The sequence below is a fragment of the Amycolatopsis pretoriensis genome (assembly GCF_900107925.1).
In the GTDB taxonomy this organism is placed as follows: Bacteria; Actinomycetota; Actinomycetes; order Mycobacteriales; family Pseudonocardiaceae; genus Amycolatopsis; species Amycolatopsis pretoriensis.
Genome location: NZ_FNUJ01000007.1, coordinates 398,698 through 418,406, shown reverse-complemented (window position 1 = coordinate 418,406; position 19,709 = coordinate 398,698). Strand labels below are relative to the sequence as shown.

The 19,709-nt window shown below is 71.6% G+C and carries 21 protein-coding genes; 8 read left to right on the top strand and 13 right to left on the bottom strand.

Annotated elements, in window-relative coordinates:
* Positions 1-8 precede the first annotated feature (8 nt).
* Together BLV96_RS31855 and BLV96_RS31850 are read left to right on the top strand one after the other, a co-directional pair.
* Positions 9-1,070, top strand: coding sequence for an MBL fold metallo-hydrolase (locus tag BLV96_RS31855; protein WP_086675003.1), 1,062 nt, complete (start codon positions 9-11; stop codon positions 1,068-1,070).
* A complete protein-coding gene (locus BLV96_RS31850) occupies positions 1,067-1,321 on the top strand; it encodes a Smr/MutS family protein (RefSeq protein WP_086675002.1) in 255 nt (84 codons plus the stop codon). Before BLV96_RS31855 ends, BLV96_RS31850 begins: the two co-directional genes overlap by 4 nt.
* A 2-nt stretch (positions 1,322-1,323) precedes the next feature.
* Here BLV96_RS31850 and BLV96_RS31845 read toward each other — a convergent pair whose 3' ends face one another.
* The 7 genes from BLV96_RS31845 to BLV96_RS31815 form a co-directional block, all read right to left on the bottom strand.
* Complete coding sequence (locus BLV96_RS31845) at positions 1,324-1,923, bottom strand: Rv1733c family protein (protein ID WP_086675001.1); 600 nt, start codon at positions 1,921-1,923, stop codon at positions 1,324-1,326.
* A 122-nt stretch (positions 1,924-2,045) separates the two neighbouring features.
* The gene (locus tag BLV96_RS31840) at positions 2,046-3,092 is read right to left on the bottom strand and encodes a hypothetical protein (protein ID WP_086675000.1); all 1,047 of its coding nucleotides are present in this window, start codon (positions 3,090-3,092) and stop codon (positions 2,046-2,048) included.
* 59 nt (positions 3,093-3,151) lie between these two features.
* A complete protein-coding gene (gene hsaB, locus BLV96_RS31835) occupies positions 3,152-3,691 on the bottom strand; it encodes a 3-hydroxy-9,10-secoandrosta-1,3,5(10)-triene-9,17-dione monooxygenase reductase subunit (protein WP_086674999.1) in 540 nt (179 codons plus the stop codon).
* A complete protein-coding gene (gene hsaC, locus BLV96_RS31830; protein ID WP_086674998.1) occupies positions 3,688-4,599 on the bottom strand; it encodes an iron-dependent extradiol dioxygenase HsaC in 912 nt (303 codons plus the stop codon). Before hsaC ends, hsaB begins: the two co-directional genes overlap by 4 nt.
* Positions 4,599-5,444, bottom strand: a complete 846-nt coding sequence (gene hsaD / locus BLV96_RS31825) for a 4,5:9,10-diseco-3-hydroxy-5,9,17-trioxoandrosta-1(10),2-diene-4-oate hydrolase (protein ID WP_086674997.1) — start codon at positions 5,442-5,444, stop codon at positions 4,599-4,601. The genes hsaC and hsaD overlap by 1 nt, the downstream gene beginning before the upstream one ends.
* The gene (gene hsaA / locus BLV96_RS31820; RefSeq protein WP_086674996.1) at positions 5,444-6,607 is read right to left on the bottom strand and encodes a 3-hydroxy-9,10-secoandrosta-1,3,5(10)-triene-9,17-dione monooxygenase oxygenase subunit; all 1,164 of its coding nucleotides are present in this window, start codon (positions 6,605-6,607) and stop codon (positions 5,444-5,446) included. The genes hsaD and hsaA overlap by 1 nt, the downstream gene beginning before the upstream one ends.
* A gap of 33 nt (positions 6,608-6,640) precedes the next feature.
* Positions 6,641-8,239, bottom strand: a complete 1,599-nt coding sequence (locus tag BLV96_RS31815; RefSeq protein ID WP_086674995.1) for an FAD-binding protein — start codon at positions 8,237-8,239, stop codon at positions 6,641-6,643.
* Between the two features lie 201 nt (positions 8,240-8,440).
* Here BLV96_RS31815 and kstD point away from each other — a divergent pair, with 201 nt between their 5' ends.
* Genes kstD through BLV96_RS31785 form a run of 6 tightly spaced genes read left to right on the top strand, consistent with a single transcriptional unit; the run spans position 8,441 to position 13,864 of the window.
* Positions 8,441-10,105: a 3-oxosteroid 1-dehydrogenase gene (gene kstD, locus BLV96_RS31810; protein ID WP_086674994.1), complete on the top strand. Its 1,665-nt coding sequence runs from the start codon at positions 8,441-8,443 to the stop codon at positions 10,103-10,105.
* On the top strand, positions 10,102-11,238 hold the full coding sequence (locus BLV96_RS31805; protein WP_086674993.1) for a 3-ketosteroid-9-alpha-monooxygenase, oxygenase component: 1,137 nt from the start codon (positions 10,102-10,104) through the stop codon (positions 11,236-11,238). Before kstD ends, BLV96_RS31805 begins: the two co-directional genes overlap by 4 nt.
* Entirely contained in the window at positions 11,235-11,492 is a 258-nt protein-coding gene (locus tag BLV96_RS31800) for a hypothetical protein (protein WP_086674992.1), read from the top strand. The genes BLV96_RS31805 and BLV96_RS31800 overlap by 4 nt, the downstream gene beginning before the upstream one ends.
* Positions 11,485-12,516 (top strand): ferredoxin--NADP reductase, encoded by a 1,032-nt coding sequence (locus tag BLV96_RS31795; RefSeq protein WP_091389801.1) that lies wholly within the window; start codon positions 11,485-11,487, stop codon positions 12,514-12,516. Before BLV96_RS31800 ends, BLV96_RS31795 begins: the two co-directional genes overlap by 8 nt.
* A 9-nt stretch (positions 12,517-12,525) precedes the next feature.
* Positions 12,526-13,374, top strand: coding sequence for a MaoC/PaaZ C-terminal domain-containing protein (locus tag BLV96_RS31790; protein ID WP_086684854.1), 849 nt, complete (start codon positions 12,526-12,528; stop codon positions 13,372-13,374).
* Between the two features lie 34 nt (positions 13,375-13,408).
* Positions 13,409-13,864, top strand: a complete 456-nt coding sequence (locus BLV96_RS31785; protein WP_086684851.1) for a riboflavin kinase — start codon at positions 13,409-13,411, stop codon at positions 13,862-13,864.
* A gap of 432 nt (positions 13,865-14,296) precedes the next feature.
* On the opposite strand, the gene BLV96_RS31780 is transcribed toward BLV96_RS31785, so the two are convergent.
* From BLV96_RS31780 to BLV96_RS31755, 6 genes are all read right to left on the bottom strand, one after another.
* Entirely contained in the window at positions 14,297-14,881 is a 585-nt protein-coding gene (locus tag BLV96_RS31780) for a DUF5134 domain-containing protein (RefSeq protein ID WP_167379813.1), read from the bottom strand.
* A gap of 156 nt (positions 14,882-15,037) precedes the next feature.
* Positions 15,038-16,210 (bottom strand): lipid-transfer protein, encoded by a 1,173-nt coding sequence (locus BLV96_RS31775; protein WP_086684927.1) that lies wholly within the window; start codon positions 16,208-16,210, stop codon positions 15,038-15,040.
* Entirely contained in the window at positions 16,207-16,593 is a 387-nt protein-coding gene (locus tag BLV96_RS31770; protein WP_086684924.1) for a hotdog family protein, read from the bottom strand. Before BLV96_RS31770 ends, BLV96_RS31775 begins: the two co-directional genes overlap by 4 nt.
* Positions 16,590-17,501: a bifunctional MaoC family dehydratase N-terminal/OB-fold nucleic acid binding domain-containing protein gene (locus BLV96_RS31765; protein WP_086684921.1), complete on the bottom strand. Its 912-nt coding sequence runs from the start codon at positions 17,499-17,501 to the stop codon at positions 16,590-16,592. The genes BLV96_RS31770 and BLV96_RS31765 overlap by 4 nt, the downstream gene beginning before the upstream one ends.
* Positions 17,498-18,652 carry an acyl-CoA dehydrogenase family protein gene (locus BLV96_RS31760; RefSeq protein ID WP_167379795.1) on the bottom strand — a complete coding sequence of 385 codons (1,155 nt, stop codon included), beginning with the start codon at positions 18,650-18,652 and terminating at the stop codon, positions 17,498-17,500. The genes BLV96_RS31765 and BLV96_RS31760 overlap by 4 nt, the downstream gene beginning before the upstream one ends.
* 5 nt (positions 18,653-18,657) lie before the next feature.
* Positions 18,658-19,707: an acyl-CoA dehydrogenase family protein gene (locus tag BLV96_RS31755; protein WP_086684915.1), complete on the bottom strand. Its 1,050-nt coding sequence runs from the start codon at positions 19,705-19,707 to the stop codon at positions 18,658-18,660.
* Positions 19,708-19,709 lie beyond the last annotated feature (2 nt).

Below are 19,709 nucleotides of genomic sequence, written 5' to 3'. Positions count from 1 at the left end.
TCGATCCCATGAGGAAGACGATCGCGGCGTTGAAGGACCTGCCGGCGGCGTTCGGCGGGAAGGCCACCGGCGCGCGGGCCGAGCGGGTCCGCTCGTCGCCGCAGTTCGACGGCAAGGTGTTCCGCAACGTCGCGCCGCGCCACCCGATGACGGCGTCGGCGATGCGGACCATCTTCCGGGAGATGTTCTTCGGCGAGCACCGCGAACTGCGCAAACCCCGGGGCGCGGTGCCGCTGGTCGCGTCGGCGCCGGTCGAGTCCGCCGACGGCCTGCACCTGACCTGGTACGGCCACGCGTCGGCGCTGATCGAGCTGGACGGCGCCCGCGTCCTGCTCGACCCGGTGTGGAGCGACCGCGTGTCGCCGGCGGCGTTCGCCGGCCCGCGGCGGCTGCACGAGCCGCCGGTGACGCTGGCCGAGGTCGGCCGCGTCGACGCCGTGGTCATTTCGCACGACCACTACGACCACCTGGACCTGGCCACGATCCGCGATCTGGTGACGTCGTCCGACGCGCCGTTCCTGGTCCCGCTCGGGGTGGGCGCGCACCTGGAGCGCTGGCGCGTCCCCGCGTCGCGGATCATCGAGCTCGACTGGCACCAGGACGCGACGGTCGCCGGGGTCCGGTTCGTGGCGACGCCGGCCCAGCACTTCTCCGGCCGCGGCATCTCGAACGACGACACGCTGTGGACGTCGTGGGCGCTGCTCGGGCCGGACCACCGCGTGTTCTACAGCGGTGACACGGGCTACTTCGACGGGTTCGCCGCGATCGGGGAAGCGCACGGCCCGTTCGACGCGGCCCTGATCCAGATCGGCGCGTACGCCCCGCACTGGCCGGACATCCACATGACCCCGGAGGAAGGCGTCGCGGCGGGCATCGATGTCCGGGCGAAGCTGCTGGTCCCGGTGCACTGGGCGACGTTCCAGCTGGCGATGCACCCGTGGGGCGAGCCGGCGGACCGGGTCTGGCGCGAGGCGAAGGCGGCGGACCTGCCGCTGGCCATCCCCCGCCCGGGCGAGCGCGTCGACGTGGCCGCTCCCCCGGCGGTCGACGGCTGGTGGCAGGCGCTGTGAAGCTGAAACTCGACCTCCACGACATCTACAACCGCGGCGGCGAGATCGACCGGGCGCTCAAGGCGATCATCGACGAGGCCGTCGCCAAGAAGGCGCCGCTGGTCGAGATCATCCCCGGGAAAGGGTCCGGTCAGCTGAAGAAGCACGTGCTGCGGTTCCTCGAGCGCAAGGACGTCAAGGCGCTCTACCACCGCGTCGAGAAGGACAAGGACAACTTCGGCCGGGTGTTCGTGCACTTCCGCTGGAAGTGAGGTCAGAACCGGCTGTCGTGGCGGGCTTCGGCCCAGGCGCGGTCCCACGCCGACGCGTGGACGCGGCTCACGGCGAACCGGCCTGCTCCGTACAAACCGGCCAGCGAGCCCGTGATCGCCACCCACAGCAGGATCGCCGCGAAGATGCCGTCGGCCACCGACGTCGACGGCGAGAGCGGCTCGTTCGTCAGCTCGCCGCGCTGGTCCAGCCAGACCGACACGTGCGTGCCCACCGGGCTGCCCGCGTCGGCCAGGACGTCCCCGGTGTGCCGGGCTCCGCGGGCGTCGAACCAGGCCGCCTGGACCGTCGTCTGGTCGGCCGGGGCGCCCGCGCCGTCGGTGCTGTAGGTCTGGTTGGGCGCCGCGGCCAGCGACACCGCCGTCGCCGGGTGGCGGGTCGTGCGTTCCTGCTCGGCGCGGGCGGTCTGCGCGGCGTAGGTCTCGGAGCCGAACGCCGCGGCGAACGGCAGCGCCAGCAGCGCGCCGGCGAAGACCAGTACCAGCAGGGCGGCTTCGACGCGGTCGCCGAACCTGGTCAGCGGGTTGCGGCCGGGGTGCAACCGGCGCCGGAACCGGGCGATCCGTCCGCTGGGCCCACGCATGCGCGACACACTCCTCCCAGGAAAAGCATCAAGTGGGTACCAGTGTGCCCGCGAAGGCTCGGCTTACTCTCGTGAATGGGATGCGGCCCACCTGTGAACCCCTGCACAACCACCCGGTCGCGTTAACTCGCCGCGATCGCCGACCACAGCGCGTGAGCGATCTCGGGCCCGCAGACATCGGTGTGGCTGCGGACGAACCGGTTCGCACGCAGGTTGTGCGGCACCCCCGGCTTCCAGTGGTAGGTCCCGCCCACCGGCACCAGCTCTCCGGCGTCGGCGATCCCCTGCGCACCGGTGCGCCCGAGTGCGCCGAAGTGGCCGGACGCGGCTTCGACGATCCGGGACGCGATCGTGAACGGAACGCCGACGACGTCGTCGTGCGCGGAGTGCGTGACGATGATCGGCCCGGTCACCAACCCGTCGGCCACGATCCGGCGGAACGTGCCGGTGAAGGCGTGGTGCGAGAGGGTCGCCTGCAGCAGGGTCAGTGTCCCCACGGACGCGGCCGCGTTGGCCGCCGCCGTCATCAACCGGCCGCCGAAGCCGTGGCCGACGAGGTGGATCTTGGGTCCGGCGAAGCTTGCCAGCAACGGCGCGAGCCCGCGGACGCCCACCGCACCCGCGCGCGCCTTCAGCTCGTAGTACGCGAGGAAGTCCAGCAAGTTCGTCGCGCCGAGGCGGTCCATCACCGTGCCGCCGGGGAGCGTGAACAGCTGCGTCGACGCGTCCTCGTGGTCGTCCGCGCCGCGGGCGGCGGCCGACAGCAGCGCCGCGGCGAACGCCGTGCGCGCGGTCGCGCGGGCGGTCAGCGCCGGGACGAGGTCGGCGGCGGCGGCGATCGTGAGCCGCTGCTCGGGCACCAGGTCCCGCAGCAGGTCCAGCCGTTCCGCCACCCCGCCCTCGGCGAGCTTGCGCGACGGCCACAGCACGCAGGCGAACGCGATCCGCCGGCCCGGCAGCCCACCCGAAACCGAGCGCAGCGACCCCGCCAGCGCCGAAAACAGCAGCCGCGCGACGAGGTGGTCGTCGTTCCAGCCGTGGGTCAGGACGACGAGATCGGTGACCGCCGGGTCGGCCGCGAGCGCCCGGACGGCCGCGCCGCGGTCGCCGGCGAGCTCGCCGGTCCGGTCGAACTCCACCTCGGCGGCCGGGAAACCGGACAGCTGCACGGCGGTCCTCCTCGGGCGACGACTCCCGGGAAGTCGCCCGCGTCCCCGTGGCTGTTACGTCAGAGCCAGTCGTCCGGACGCGGCCACGGCATCAACGCCGACAGCGCGTCCTTCGCCGGCTCGGTGACCGCGTACCGGCCGCGGTGGAACAGCAGCGGCCGGGCGTCCGACGGCGCGCCCAGCGCGGTCACGCGGCCGATCACGACGTAGTGGTCGCCGGCTTCGTGGACGGCTTCCAGCTCGCAGTCGATCCAGGTCAACGCGCCGTCGAGCAGCGGTGCCCCGGACGGCGCCGGTGTCCAGCCGACCCGGGCGAACTTGTCCTCGCCGCGGGCGCCGAACACCGCGCTGACCTCCTGCTGGTCCTCGGCCAGCACGTTGACCGCGAACCTCCCCGCCGCCGCCAGCACCGGCCACGTCCGCGAAGTGCGGGCCGGGCAGAACAGCACCAGCGGCGGATCCAGCGACAGCGCCGCGAACGACTGGCAGGCGAACCCGGCGAGGGTGTCGCCGTCGCGGCCGGTGACCACCGTGACGCCGGTGCAGAAGTGCCCGAGGACGCTGCGGAAGCCGGCCTGGTCGACCACCACGGAGGTCATGCGCCCGGGGGTCGCGCGCCGACCGAGAAGTCGTGGCCCCACAGGGAAACCGCGGTGCTTTCGCGGGCGATCCAGTTGTCGTCGTCGACTTGGCGGCCTTCGCAGCCGAACTCGACGTCGAAGCCGCCGGGGGTCTTCATGTAGAACGACAGCATCAGGTCGTTGACGTGCCGGCCGAGCGTGGCCGACATCGGCACCTTCCGCCGGATCGCGCGGTCGAGGCACAGGCCGACGTCGTCGGTGTTCTCCACCTCGACCATCAGGTGCACGATCCCGGACGGCGTCGGCATCGGCAGGAACGCCAGGCTGTGGTGCCGCGGGTTGCAGCCGAAGAACCGCAGCCACGCGGGCGGGCCGTCGGCGGGCCGGCCGAGCATCTGCGGCGGCAGGCGCATCGAGTCGCGCAGCCGGAAGCCGAGGACGTCCCGGTAGAACCGCAGCGACGCCTCGTCGTCCTTTGTGGACAAGACGACGTGGCCGAGGCCCTGCTCGCCGGTGACGAACCGGTGGCCGTACGGGCTCACCACGCGCCGGTGCTGCAGCGCGACGCCGTGGAACACCTCCTGGGTGTTGCCGGACGGGTCGTCGAAGCTGATCAGCTCGTCGACGCGGCGGTCGGCCAGCTCCTCCGGCGTGCCTTCCTTGTAGGGCACGGAAGCACTGTCCAACCGGGACCGGATCTCGGCGAGCTCGCCGGCGTTGGCCGCCTCCCAGCCGGTGACGGCCAGCCGGTCCGCCGCACCCGGGGAGATGACCAGTCGCGCCGGGAAGTCGTCCATGCGCAGGTAAAGCGACTCCAGGTCGGAGCCTTTGCCTTCGACCATGCCGAGCACCTTGAGCCCGTACTCGCGCCAGGCCGCCATGTCGGTGGCTTCGATGCGGAGGTAGCCCAGTGACCGGATGCCCATCAGGAACTCCCGAGGAAGTCGAGGGCCAGCCGGTTGAACTCGTCGAACTTCTCCAGCTGGGCCCAGTGCCCGCAGCCGCCGAAGACGTGCAGCTGCGCGCGCGGAATGGTCTTGAGCGCCACGAGTGCCCCATCGAGGGGGTTGACGCGGTCCTCGCGGCCCCAGATCAGGAGCACGCGCTGGCGGAGGCGATGGGCTTCGCGCCAGAGCATGCCTTCTTCGTAGGTTTCGGGGTGGGCGAACGACTTCCCCATCGCGCGCATCGCGGCCAGGGACTCCGGGGTGTTCGCCGCGGCGAAGCGTTCGTCGATCAGCTCGTCGGTGATCAGCGCCTGGTCGTGGACCATGATGCGCAGGAACGCTTCCATCCGCTCGCGGCTCGGTTTCGCGCCGAACTTGCCGAGGTTCTTGACGCCCTCGGTCGGATCGGGCGCGAACAGGTTGACGCTCAGCCCGCCCGGTCCCATCAGCACCAGCCGCCCGGCGCGCTTGCCGTGGTTCAGCGCGAACCGCACCGCCGCGCCGCCGCCGAGCGAGTTGCCGACGAAGTGCGCGCGTTCGATCCCCAGCGCGTCCATGAGCCCGAGGACGGCGTCCGCGCTGTGCCGGAAGTACTGCGGGTGCTCGGTCGGCTTGTCCGACCGCCCGAAGCCGGGCTGGTCGACGGCGATCGTCCGGTAGTGCTTGGCGAACTCCGGCAGGTTGCGCCCGAAGTTGCTCCACGCCGAGGCGCCGGGCCCGCCGCCGTGCAGCAGGATCACCGTCTCGGCGTGTTCGGCGCCGGCCTCGTGGTAGTGCAGCTTCAGCGAGCCGGCCTGGACGTACTTGCCTTCCGGAGCGGCCATCAGTACATCGCGTTCTCGACGGGGAGCCCGAAGACGCCGGTGCCGAACATGACGTACGCGCGCTCGGCGTCGTTGGCCGCGTGGACGCGACCCGCGTGCGCGTCGCGCCAGAAGCGCTGGATCGGCGTGCCGCGCTGGATCGCGCGGCCGCCGGAGTTCTCGAAGAGCCGGTCGATCGCGGCGATCGCGCGTTCGGTGCCGCGCACCTGGTCGCGCCGGACGCGCAACCGCAGGTCCGCCGGCAGCCGCTCCTCGCGCTTGGCCATTTCGTACAGCTCGTCGATGTTGCGCGTCAGCTGCAGCCACGCGGCGTCGATTTCGCTGGCCGCCTCGGCGATCCGCACCTTGGCGAACGGGTCCTCTTTGGACTGTTCCCCGGCGTACGCGGCGCGCACGCGCTTGCGCTGGTGCTCGACGTGCGCGTCGTACGCGCCCTGCGCCATGCCGATGATCGGCGCGGTGATCGTGGACGGGTGCACCGAGCCGTACGGCAGCCGGTAGAGCGGCCCGGGGTTCACGGCCTGGCCCGGCACCTTGCACTTCGACGTCGCGATGAAGCTCAGCGCGCGGTGCTGCGGGATGAAGACGTCCTCGACGACGATGTCGTTCGAGCCGGTGCCGCGCAGGCCGACGGTGTCCCAGACGTCCACGATGGTGTAGTCCGCGATCGGCAGCAGGTACGTGCAGAAGTCGACCGGCTTGCCGTCCTTGAACGCGGGTCCCCCGAGCAGCACCCACGTGCAGTGACCGGAGCCGGAGGAGAAGCTCCAGCGGCCGGACAGCCGGTAGCCGCCTTCGACGACCTCCGCCTTGCCCATCGGCGCGTACGACGAGGAGATCCGCACGTCCTCGTCCTCACCCCAGACCTCTTGCTGCGCCTGGGCGTCGAACAGCGCCACGTGCCACGGGTGGACGCCGAGGATGGAGGCGACCCAGCCGGTGGACCCGCACGCGCTCGCGATGAGCTTGACCGCGGTGTAGAAGCTCACCGGGTCGGATTCGAGGCCGCCGAACGGTTTCGGCTGCAGCATCTTGAAGAACCCGGTCTCCTGCAGGGCCTTGACGGACTCCTCGGGCACGTTCCGCGCGTCCTCGGTGTCCTGGGCCCGTTCCCGCAGGACCGGCAGGAGGTCCCGGACCCCGGCGATCACCTGCTCGCTCATGCGCAGTCCTCTCTCTTGCTCACTGCGCCAAGACTAGAACACGTTCTCGTTTTTGTCGAGAACACCCTGCGCCAGGGCACTGTTGATCCCTGCCCGGCGGCCGGAAAACACGCAGTCGGCCAGGGACAACCCGCTCACGTAGGACCTGGAACAGATTCCCACCGCGGTGCGCCCGGCGGCGTACAGCCCGGGAATGGACTGCCCCGCCGCGTCCCGCACCGCGCCGGTGTCCTCGTCGACCACCAGACCGCCCAGGGTCAGCATCGGCGTGGGGTACCCCAGGTTCGGCCGGACCGAGATGTCGATGAGCGAGAACGGCGGGTTCTCCAGCCGCCGCCGGAACTCCTCGGGCTTGCCGACCGGATCCGAAGCGCCGTGATAGGCCTCGACACTCGCCCGCAGCCCCTGCGGATCGACGCCGGCCTTGCGCGCGGCCTCTTCGACCGTCGCGCCGATGACCCGGCCGCGGCGCAGCAGGTACCGCAGCTGGAGCCATTGGAACCACTGGCTCTGCTTCCGGCCGTCCCGCCGGGCCTCCGCGACGATCGGCGCGTCGACGAGCAGCCAGCCCTTGCTCTCGTGCTCTTCGATCAGCTTCTCGCCGACGGCGGCGCCGTACCGGGACTCGTCGATGACCCGCCGTCCCCCGGCGTCGACGATGATCCCGCCGAGGAACGCGCTCGGCGGCGTGACGAACCGCCAGGCCGAGATCCGGCCCAGCTCACCGGTCGCGCCCCCGGCCTCGACGCCGAGCCGGATACCCGAGCCGTCGTCGGCGGACGTGCCGAGCGCGAGCCCGCCGCGGTACCGCGGGGCGTGTTCGCGCGCCATTTCGCGGTTCGCGATGAACCCGCCCGCGGCGAGCACGACCCCCCGCCGGGCGGTGATCCGCAGCTCACGGCCGTGCGCGCGTTCGAGGCGTTCGACGCGCCGGTGCAGCGACTTGCGCAGCGAGGGCATGTAGATCCCGGGCTTGGCGGCGTACTGCGCGAGCCGCCGGTGCCGGGCTTTGACTCCGGCGGGCGCGTTCTCCAACGTGTCGGCGACCAGGCCGGTGACGCGGCCGTCTTCCTGGATCAGACCGCGGACGTGGGTCTGGGTCAGCATCCGGATCCCGCGCTCGCGCACGGCCTCTTCCAGGCGGGTCATCAGCATCTTCCCCGACGTCCCGGGCCCCTTCACGCGGTGACCGCGCGGGGCCGGCTTCGCCGCGTCGCGGAACCCGCCCGCGGCCTCGCTGCCGGAGTAGTACAGGTAGTGGGCGTCGCTGGGGTACGACGTCTTGTACGGGCAGAGGCTGCCTTCGAAGGGCACGCCGTTGCCCTCCAGCCAGGTGATCATCTCGCGGCTGCCCTCGCAGAAGCGCCGCAGCGTCTTCTCGGCGACGACGTCCCCGGCCTCGAGCTTGAGGTAGGCGTACATCGCGTCGACGGAGTCGTCGACGCCCGCGTCCACCTGCTGGGCGGTGCCGCCGCCCGCGTAGACCACGCCGCCGCTGACCGCGCTCGCGCCGCCACCGGCGAACCGTTCGACGATGATGACCTCGGCGCCCGCGTCGGCCGCTTCGAGAGCGGCGCAGGCGCCGGCCGCCCCGAACCCCACGATGATGACGTCCGCGACGAGTTCGTCCATGGTCGGTACCCTAGAACTGAAACACGTTCTCGTCTATGGTGAGCGAAAGTGGCTCTCAACTGGATACTCTTGTTGTGGAACACGTTACCGATCTGGCCGAAAAGCAGGCGGACACGGACCGGTGGCGACCCGCTCACCGGCAGCCTTTCCGCCGTGGCTGTCGGCCAGATCGGTAACCATCGATACAGCAAGTGAGGTGGCATGACGGAGCAGTTCGACGTCGTCGTCGTCGGCAGTGGCGCCGCCGGGATGACCGCCGCGCTGGCCGCGGCCCGTAACGGCCTGAGCGTCGTCGTCCTCGAGAAGGCCGCCTGCTTCGGCGGCTCGACCGCCCGCTCCGGCGGCGGGGTCTGGCTGCCGGGCAACCACGCGCTGCGCGCCGCCGGGATCGACGAACCGCCCGAGCGGGCGCGCGAGTACCTGGCCTCGATCGTCGGCGACGTCGTCCCGGCCGTCCGGCGCGACACGTTCCTCGACCACGGCCCCGAGGTCCTGAAGTTCGTCTGCGACCACACGCCGTTGAAGTTCCGGTGGGTCCGCGACTACAGCGACTACCACCCCGAAGCCCCGGGCGGACGGCCCGGCGGCCGGTCGGTCGAGCCGATGGCGTTCGACGGCAAGCTGCTCGGCGCCGACCTGGCCCACCTCGAACCGCCCTACAGCGCTCCCCCGCTCGGCGTGCCGATCACCCAGGCCGACTACCGCTGGCTGAGCCTCCTCGCGCGGCACCCGCGCGGGGCCGTCCGGATGCTGTCCCTGGGCGTCCAGTGGCTCGTCGGGAAGCTGCGCGGGCAGCGGCTGCTGAGCATGGGGCAAGCGCTTGCGGCCGGCCTGCGCGTGGGCCTGACCAGGGCGGGCGTCGACGTCCGGCTGAACACGCCGCTGGTCGACCTCCAGGTCGAAGGCGACCGCGTCACCGGCGTCGTGACCGCGGACGGCGTCGTCGGAGCGCGGCGCGGGGTGATCCTCGCCAGCGGGGGCTTCGAGCAGAACCTCGAGATGCGCGAAAAGTACCAACGCGCGCCGATCGGCATCGACTGGACCGTCGGCGCGGCCGCCAACACCGGCGACGGCATCACCGCCGGCCTCAAGCTCGGCGCCGCCCTCGACCTGATGGACGACGCCTGGTGGGGACCGTCGCTGCCGCTCACCGGCGGGCCGTGGTTCGCCCTGGCCGAGCGGTCGCGGCCGCGCTGCATCATGGTCGACGCGCGCGGGCAGCGGTTCGGCAACGAGTCGGCGCCCTACGTCGAGGCCGTGCACGCGATGTACGGCGCCGGCGACGGCCCGGGCGAGCACATCCCGACCTGGCTGGTGTTCGACCAGAAGTACAAGGACCGGTACATGTTCACCGGCGTCGGGCCGCGCCAGCCGCTGCCCGGCCGCTGGTTCAAGGCCGGGATCGCGGTGAAGTCGGGTTCGCTCGAAGGCTTGGCCGCGAAGATGGACGTCCCACCCGAGGGACTGGCGGCCACCGTCGAGCGCTTCAACGGCTTCGCGCGCAACGGTGTCGACGAGGACTTCCAGCGCGGGGTCAGCAAGTACGACCACTACTACGGCGACCCGCGCAACAAGCCCAACCCCAGCCTCGGCCCGCTCGACAAAGCGCCGTACTACGCGGTGAAGATCGTGCCGGGCGACCTCGGCACCAAGGGCGGGCTGCGGACCGACGAACAGGCACGAGTCCTGCGGGAGGACGGTTCGGTCGTGCCGGGCCTGTCCGCCGCGGGCAACGTCAGCGCGGCCGTGATGGGCCGGACGTACGCCGGGCCGGGCGCGACCATCGGGCCGGCCATGGTGTTCGGCTACCTTGCGGCGACGCGGCTGGCGCACGAAGATCAAGGGACCACGGGAGGCGAGCGATGACGCAGGAATCCGTACGCACCATCTACGCCGGAGAGCCGCCGACCCGGTTCGCGCGCGGCTGGCACTGCCTCGGCCTGGCCGAGCGGTTCCGCGACGGGAAACCGCACGCCGTCACGGCGTTCGGCACGAAACTGGTGGTGTTCGCCGACTCCCACGGGGAGCTGAACGTCCTCGACGGCTACTGCCGGCACATGGGCGGCGACCTCACCCAGGGCAGCGTCAAGGGCGACGAGGTCGCGTGCCCGTTCCACGACTGGCGCTGGAACGGCAAGGGCAAGTGCGTCTCGATCCCCTACGCCAAGCGGGTTCCGCTGCGCGCGCGGACGCGGTCGTGGACGGCGTCGGTGCAGAACGGCCAGCTGATGGTCTGGCACGACCCGGAAGGCAACCCGCCGCCGGCGGAGCTGGCCATCCCGCGGATCGAGGCCGCCGACAGTGACGAGTGGAGCAACTGGACCTGGGACGAGATCTTCATCGACGGCTCGAACTGCCGGGAGATCATCGACAACGTCGTCGACATGGCCCACTTCTTCTACATCCACTACGCCTACCCGACGTACTTCAAGAACGTCTTCGAGGGCCACATCGCGACGCAGTACCTCAACACCAAGGGCCGCCCGGACATGGGCATGGCGTCGAACTACGGCGGCGAGGACAACCTGCTGCGCTCGGAGGCGTCGTACTTCGGGCCGTCCTACATGATCAACAAGCTGGTGAACTCGTTCCAGGGCTACGAGATCGAGAGCGTGCTCATCAACTGCCACTACCCCGTGACGCCGACGTCGTTCGTGCTGCAGTACGGCATGAAGGTCAAGAAGCAGCACGGGCTCACCGACGAGCACGCCGACAAGATCGCGGCGAAGCTGGCCCGCGGGATCGGGGCCGGGTTCCTGCAGGACGTCGAGATCTGGAAGCACAAGACGCAGATCGACAACCCGCTGCTGTGCGAAGAGGACGGTCCGGTCTACCAGCTTCGCCGGTGGTACCAGCAGTTCTACGTCGACGCGGCCGACGTCACCGAGGACATGACCCGGCGCTTCGAGTTCGAAGTGGACACTTCGAAGGCGAACGAGGCCTGGGCGGCGGAGGTGGCGGAAAACCTGGCCCGCCAGAAGACCGAGGCGGAAGTGTGACGACCGCCGAGCAGACCGAGTTCCTGTCGGGCGGGCTGCGGCCGCACGAGTGCCGCAGCTGCGGGACGTGCGTGCTGGTGAAGAAGAACAGCATCCAGCACACCAGCATCCAGTGGACGTCCCGGCCCGCCGAGACCTGCCCGGTGTTCGCCGACGCGGACGGCCCGTCGGCGCTGCTCGACACGTGCCCGAAGCTGGCGGACAGCATCGGCGACGCGGTGCGGGAGGGCTCGCTGGCGGTGGCCGATGGGTGAGCGCGTCTACACGCTGACGGTCGCCGACGTCGTCGTCGAGACAGCGGACGCGCGGTCGGTGGTGTTCGAGATCCCGGCCGAGCACGCGGCGGCGTTTTCCTATACGGCGGGCCAGTTCCTGACGTTGCGGATCCCCAGCGACCGGACGGGTTCGGTGGCGCGCTGCTACTCGCTGTCGAGCGCGCCGCACGAGAACCGCGTGCAGGTGACGGTCAAGCGCACCGACGGCGGGTACGGGTCGAGCTGGGTGTGCTCGTCTTTGCGGCCGGGCATGGAGATCGACGTGCTCGCGCCGGCGGGCGTGTTCTGCCCGACGTCGGTGGACGAGGACTTCCTGCTCTTCGCCGGCGGCAGCGGGATCACGCCGGTGATGGCGATCCTGAAGACGGCGCTGGAGACCGGGTCCGGCCGGGTCGTGCTGGTCTACGCGAACCGGGACGAGAATTCGGTGATCTTCGCGGGCGAACTCGCGTCACTGGCGAAGCGGTACGGCGACCGGTTGGTCGTCGTGCACTGGCTCGAGAGCGTCCAGGGGCTGCCGGACGTGTCGCAGCTGCGTGGACTGGCTTCGGCGTACACGTCCCACGAGGCTTTCCTGTGCGGTCCGGCGCCGTTCATGGCCGCCGTACGCGAGGCGCTGGGGCAGCTCGGGGTGCCGCGGGACCGGGTGCACGTCGAGAAGTTCACGTCGCTGACCGGGAACCCGTTCGAAGCCGTCGTCGAAGAGTCGGCCCCGGAGTCGGACGAGGCTCCCGCGGCCCTGACCGTGACCCTCGACGGCGAGACGCGGTCGATGGCGTGGCCGCGGCAGCGGATGCTCCTGGACCACCTGCTGGACGCGGGCCTGGACGCGCCGTACTCGTGCCGCGAGGGACAATGCAGCGCGTGCGCGTGCCGGATCGTCTCGGGTGAGGTGAAGATGCTGCACAACGAGGTCCTGGACGCCGAGGACATCGCCGACGGCATCGTGCTGGCCTGCCAGTCGCTGCCGGTCACCGACGACGTCTCGATCAGCTACGAATAGGAGCCCCGCGTGCCCATCGATCCCGCGGTCGCCATCGGTGCCGAGATCGGCGAGGTGAACTTCGCCTGGACGTCGTCGGACGTGCTGCTCTACCACCTCGCGCTGGGCGCGGGCCCGGACGAGCCGCGCTACACCTACGAGCAGGACCTGGTGGTGCTGCCGACGTTCGCGACGGTCGCGGCGAACCTGCGCGTGTTCGACCCGCCGGCGGTGTCGTTCCCCGGCGTCGAGATCGACCTGGCGAAGGTGCTGCACGGCAAGCAGGAGATCACCCTGCACGGGCCGGTCCCGACGTCGGGGAAGGCGGTGGCTCGCTCCCGCATCGCCGACGTGTACGACAAGGGCAAGGCCGCGGTGGTGATCCAGGAGGTTGCGGTCACGTCGTCGTCGGGCGATCCACTGTGGACGGCCCGGTCGAGCATCTTCGCCCGCGGCGAGGGCGGTTTCGGCGGCTCGCGGGGTCCGTCCGACCGGATCGAGTGGCCTTCCGGCGAGCCGGACTTCGTCTTCGAGACGCCGACGTTGCCGCAGCAGGCGCTGCTGTACCGGCTGTGCGGCGACCGCAACCCGCTGCACGCGGACCCGGCGTTCGCGCGGGCGGCCGGGTTCGACCGGCCGATCCTGCACGGCCTGTGCACGTACGGGATCGTCGCGCGGGTGCTGGTGAACGAGTTCCTGGACGGCGACCCGGCGCGGGTGGCGTCGTTCTCGACGAAGTTCGCGGGGGTGGTGTTCCCGGGCGAGACGCTCCGGACGCGGGTGTGGCGCTCGGCCGGCCGCCTGCTGGTGACGACGTCGGCGGCGGAGCGCGACGACGCCCCGGTGCTGGCGGACACGGTGCTGGTGCCCACTTCGTGAGACCGACCCGGCCGGCGCCCGCTACCGTGGAGGGGTGACTTCCGAATACTTCGTGGTGCGGGGAACGGTCGAGCACGGCGACGAGCGAGGCCGTGAGCTGGGCTTCCCCACGGCCAACATCGCCTTGCGCGACCAATCGGGCTCGATCGGCGACGGAGTGTGGGCGGGCTGGGTCCGCAGGGCGGACGGAACGCACCTCCCGGCGGCGATCTCGGTGGGCCGCCGCCCGACGTACTACGGAGCGGACGGCTACCGGCTGCTGGAGGCCCACATACTGGACTTCAAGGGTGACTTGTACGACGAGACGCTCGTGGTGTGGCTGGGCGCGCACCTGCGGGAGCAGCAGAAGTACTCGTCGGCGGAGGATTTGATCACGGCGCTGAAGAACGACATCGCGGCGGCGACCCAGTGGACCGCGGCCCACCCGGCGGCTTCACTCCCGGCCGCGGGTGAGAGCGAGTTGGGCGAGGTCCGCCGGGTCGAAGCCTGAGCCGGCCCGCCGCCCCGCCGCCGCAAGCCCGCCACGCGAGCCCCGACCCGGCGATCTCGAGCCCGACCTCAGGCCGACCCGCCAGCGCGCGGCTCCGGCACAGCCGGGACCGCCGCGGTGGCGGGTGTTGAGGCCGACCTTTGGGGCGGACCCGCGAGCACGCGGCTCCGGCACAGCCCGGACCGCCGCAGTGGCCGATCTCGAACCCAACCTCAGGCCGACCCGCGAGCACGCGGCCCCGGCGCAGCCCGGACCGCCGCAGTGGCCGATCTCGAACCCAACCTCAGGCCGACCCGCGAGCGCACGGCCCCGGCACAGCCCGGACCGCCGCAGTGGCCGATCTCGAACCCAACCACAGGCCAATCCCCGAGCACGCCGCCCCGGCGCAGCCGGGACCGCCACGGTGGCAGCTTCCGACGACCCGCCCGCACCTCACAAAGCGGCCGCCAGGAGCATGTAGCCCATCCCCGCCCCCATCGCCGCCCGGCACATCGCGCGCGAAGCCTGCCCGGCCCGCACCCGCGTGACCCCAGCCATACCGGCCTCTCCCCCGACCACCGCGCCCGGTGCGCCGCGGACCGCCCGGACCCCCGCCCACGCCGCGTCCGCCACGAAATACCCCGCCGCCACCACGGCCACCACCGGTAACGCCAGCCGCTCGTCCATTGTGGACATCGTCAGCCACGGTCCGTGGTCCATCCCGCCGTGGGGCATCGCCGTCACCATGTAGAACATCGCCGCCGCCGAAAGCGCGTGGTGCGCGCAGCCCGACCGGCGCCCACGCCACCACGCCGCCGCGAACCACGCCGCCGTCAGCGCCAGCACCGCCTGCCAGCCCGCCGCCGGGATCGGGCCGCCCACCGGGGACAGCATCGCCACCATCGCCACCACCAGCAGCAGCTCGGCCAGGTCGCCGTGGCGGACCGCCGCACCCAGGCGCACGTAGTCGAGGCGGACCAGCCGCAGCACGCACGGCAGCGCCAGCGCCGCGAACGCCGCCGTCAGCGCCCAGCCCATCGTCAACCGGCGATCCGCGTGCCGGGGATCCGCAAGTCACACATCTCGGGGCCTCACTCCGCGTCGTCGGCTGGTCAAACCACCGTGACACCCCGCACCGGCGCGCACCAGCCGTCAATGAGGTGAAGCCCGTTGACCCACAAGAGCGACGGCCGGCTACGCCCCGCTCGTCAGGACGAGCCCGCTGGTCGGCACCCCGGTCCCCGCCGTGACCAGCACCCGCGACGCGCCGGCGACCTGGTTGGCCGCCGTGCCGCGCAGCTGCCGGACGCCTTCGGCGATGCCGTTCATGCCGTGGATGTACGCCTCGCCCAGCTGCCCGCCGTGCGGGTTGAGCGGCAACGCGCCGTCGAGCTCCAACGTGCCACCGGCGATGAAGTCCTTCGCCTCGCCGCGCCCGCAGAAACCCAGTTCCTCCAGTTGCATCAGCACGTACGGCGTGAAGTGGTCGTACAGCACCGCGACGTCCACGTCGGACGGTCCGAGCCCGGACTGGTCCCACAGCTGCCGCCCGACGACGCCCATCTCCGGCAACGCGGCCAGGTCGTCGCGGTAGTAGCTGGTCATCACGTACTGGTCCGGCCCGCTCCCCTGCGCCGCCGCCGCGATCACCGCCGGCGACTGCGCGAGGTCCCGGGCACGGGCCACACTCGTCACGACCAGCGCGACCCCGCCGTCGCTCTCCTGGCAGCAGTCGAGCAGGTGCAACGGCTCCGCCACCCAGCGCGACGCCTGGTGCTGCTCGAGGGTGATCGGCCGTTCGTGGAACCACGCGTTCGGGTTGGTCGCCGCGTGCTTGCGGTCGAGCACCGCGATCCGGCCGAAGTCCTCGCTCGTCGCGCCGTAGTCGTGCAGGTACCGCCGCGCCACCATGGCCACGGTGGCCGCCGGGGTCGCGATCCCCATCGGGTAGTGGAAGGCGTTGTCCACACCGGACGAATTGACCTGCCCGGCGGCGGCCGAAGACACCTGCCCGAACCTCATCCCCGAGCGCTCGTTGAACGCCCGGTAGGCGACGACGACGTCCGCGACCCCGGTCGCCACCGCCATCGCGGCCTGCTGCACGGTCGCCGCCGCCGCGCCGCCGCCGTAGTGGATGCGGCTGAAGAACTTCAGCTCCGGGATCCCCAGTTCGCGTGCCACCGCGATCTCGGCGTTGCCGTCCATGGTGAACGACACCAGACCATCCACATCGGACGGCGAAAGTCCCGCGTCCGCCAGCGCGTGCGAGATGCATTCGGCCGCCAGCCGCAGTTCGCTGCGCCCGGAGTCCTTCGAGAACTCCGTCGCCCCGATCCCCGCGATGGCCGCCCGGCCCGAGAGCGTCACGGCAGCGTCACCTCCACGGTCCCGGCGACGTGCTCACCGAGACTGTCCACTCCGGACACCGATACAACGACGTCCCGCCCCGAAGCCGACTCCACCCGGCCGGTGAACGTCAGCGTGTCGTAGGCGTAGCACGGCACGCCGAGCCGGATCTTGATCGACCGGATCAGCGCCTCCGGCCCGGCCCAGTCCGACACGAACCGCTGCACCAGGCCGGTGTCGGTGAGGATGTTGAGGAATATGTCCTTCGAGCCGCGCGCCACCGCCGAATCGCGGTCGTGGTGCACGTCCTGGAAGTCGCGGGTGGCCAGCGCGGTGCTGACGACGAACGTCGGCGTCGCCTCGATCGTCAACGGCGGCAGCTCGGTCCCTTCGGTGACGGTCATCGGGCCACCTTCCACGCGGGCAACGTCAGGTCGTCGTCGACGCGGACGAACGCGGCCACCACCGGCAGTCCGATGTGGACCTCGTCCGCCGCCGCGTCCAGCAGCTCGGCCATCACCCGGACCCCTTCTTCCAGCTCCACCAGGGCCACGACGAACGGCAGCTCCTTGCCCGGCACGGGCGGGTGGTGGTGCACGACGTACGAGAACACGGTGCCGCGGCCACTCGCGACGACGTAGTCCGGCTTCGCGTCGAGCGCGCCGTCCGGCGGCATCGGCCCCGGCGGGTGCCGCAGCGTCTCGCCCCAGCGCTGGATGCGCAGTTCGCCCTGGCGAAGACCTTCCCAGAAGAACTCGGTGTCGCGGCTGATCACCGGCCGCAACACCGGTGCCGCGGGCGGTGAAGGCGCCGGTGGCCGGAACTTCAGCACCCGGAACATCATCTCCGCGACGGCTTCCTCGCCGACGTACCAGGTCATCCGCGTGGTGACGAACCAGCCCTCGCCCAGCGCCGTCCTTTTAGGACCGACGACGTCTTCCAGCCGCGTCCGCGCCTCGATCTGCTCACCCGGCCGCAGGTAGCGGTGGTAGGTCTGCTCCGAGTTCGTCGCGACGACGGAGGTGAACCCGGCTTCGTCGAGCAGTTCCATCATCAGGCCGAGCGGGTCGTCGCTGCCCCGCGGGACGTTCAGCCCGCCCATCGTCCACACCTGCGCCATCGCCGGCGGCGCGACCAGTCCCTTGTGGACGCTCTGCGCGGCGAACTCCGGGTCGGTGTAGACGGGGTTGGTGTCCCCGATCGCTTCGACCCAGTTGTTCACCATGGCCTGGTTGACGGGGTCGCGCGCCAGGCGCGGCGCGCACTCCCCGCGGGCGGCGATCTCCTCGGCGGTCGTCAAGATGTCGGTCATCGCGGCACCCTCGGCAGGCCCAGGCCGATCGAGGCGATCAGCTCCCGTTGGATTTCGCTGACCCCGCCGCCGAACGTCAGCACGATGTTGCGCTTGGCGGCGACGTCGAGCCACTCCGCCAGCTCGGCGGTGTCCGGATCGGACAGATCGCCGTGGCGGGCGAGGAGTTCTTCGAGGTTCCGGCCGATCCGCTGGATGACCTCGGAGCTGAACACCTTGGTCGCCGACGCGTCCGCGACGGCCACCGGCGCGCTCGCCGAGGACACCGCGACCTGCCAGTTCAGCAGCTCGTTGACCCGCGTCACCGCCATGGCGTCGGCCAGCACGGCCCGGACGTCGGCGAGGTCGAGCAGGCCGTGGGCGGCGGCCCAGGCGCGCACGCGGTCGTACAGCCCGCCGATCCGCCCGGCCGGGCCGAGCATGACGCGCTCGTGGTTGAGCTGCGTCGTGATCAGCCGCCAGCCCTCGTTCTCCTTGCCCACCAGGCGGTTCACCGGCACTCGGACGTCCGAATAATACGTCGCGTTGACGTGGTGGGCGCCGTCGCACGTGATGATCGGCGTCCACGAATAGCCGGGGTCGCTCGTGTCCGTGATGAGGATCGAGATGCCCTTGTGCCGCGGCGCGTCGGGCGCGGTCCGGACGGCGAGCCAGAGGTAGTCGGCGTCGTGGCCGCCGGTGGTGAAGATCTTCTGGCCGTTGACGACGTATTCGTCGCCGTCGCGCACCGCGGTCGTCCGCAGCGCCGCGAGGTCGGTGCCCGCTTCCGGCTCGGTGTAGCCGATCGCGAAGTGGATTTCGCCCGCGAGGATCTTCGGCAGGAAGAACGCTTTCTGCTCGTCGGTGCCGAACTGCTGCAGTGTCGGCCCGACGGTCTGCAGCGTCACCGACGGCAACTGGACGTCGGCGCGCACGGCCTCGTCGACGAACAGGTGCTGTTCGATCTCGCCGAAGCCCTGGCCGCCGTACTCGACCGGCCAGCCGACGCCGAGCCGGCCGTCGCGGCCCATCCGGCGGACGATCTCGCGGAACACCGGCCCGTGCCGCTCGCGCCGCATCGCCTGGCGTTCTTCGGGGCTGATCAGCCCGGCGAAGTACGCGCGCAGCTCGGCGCGCAGGTCCTTCTGCGCCGCGGTCAGTTCGACGTGCATCTCCCTCACCCCGCCACTCGTTCGCCGAGCTTGCCGAGCCGGTGCGCGGCGCCGCCGAGCGTCCGGCCGAGATCCTTGACCTGCGACGAATACCGGTGCAGGGGGTAGGTTTCGTCGACACCGACGCCGCCGTGCAGGTGGTGGCAGGTGGCCAGCGCCACCGGCGCCTGGGTCGCGAGCCAGTACGCGGCGACGTCGAGTTCGGCGTCCGCGTCCAGCCCGGCCGCCAGCCGCCACACCGCGGACGTCACGGCCAGGTGGACGGTCCGCGCGGCCATGTAGACGTCGGCGATCTGACCGGCCACGGCCTGGAAGGTCGCCAGCGGCCGGCCGAACTGGGTGCGCTCGCCCACGTGCTTGACCGTCAGGGCCAGTGCGCCGGTGAGGAGCCCGTCCCCGGCCGCGAGCGCGCCGGCGAGCGCGAACCGGTGCAGCGCCGCGACGGCACCGCGGTCGAACAGCAGGTCGGTCTCCTCGACGGCGACGTCGTCCAGCCGCACGGTGAACTCGGGCGTCCCCGCGGAAGTGGGTGTCGGGACGAGCGTGACGCCATCGGCACGCGGGTCGACGAGGTAGACGGCGGTGCCGTGCGGGGTCGACACGGGGGTGAGGATCCGGGTGGCCCCGTCGGCGTACGGGACGGCGGTCTTGACGCCGCTGAGCAGCCATTTCCCGGCGGCCACCCGCGCGGTCGTCGCGGGTTCGGCCGCGAGCGGGGCGGACGGCTCGTTCAGCGCGGCGGTGAGCAGCGCCTCCCCCGCGGCGACCGGCGGGAGGAACTCCGCGCGCTGCGCCGGGGTGCCGAGCGTCTCGATCGGCAGGACGCCCAGGGCCAGGGTGGCGTAGGCGGGCACCGGCGCGGCGGCGCGGCCGACCTCGGTCAGGACCTGCGCGACCTCGGCGACGCCCAGGCCGTCGCCTTCGAGGTCCGGCGGCAGCGCGAGGGCCAGCAGGCCCGAGGACGCCAGGGCACGCCACGGATCGTCCTCCGCGCCGAGCACTTTCGCGGCGAGGGCGGCGATCTCCGTCTGCGTATCGTCAAGGGTGAAGTCCACGC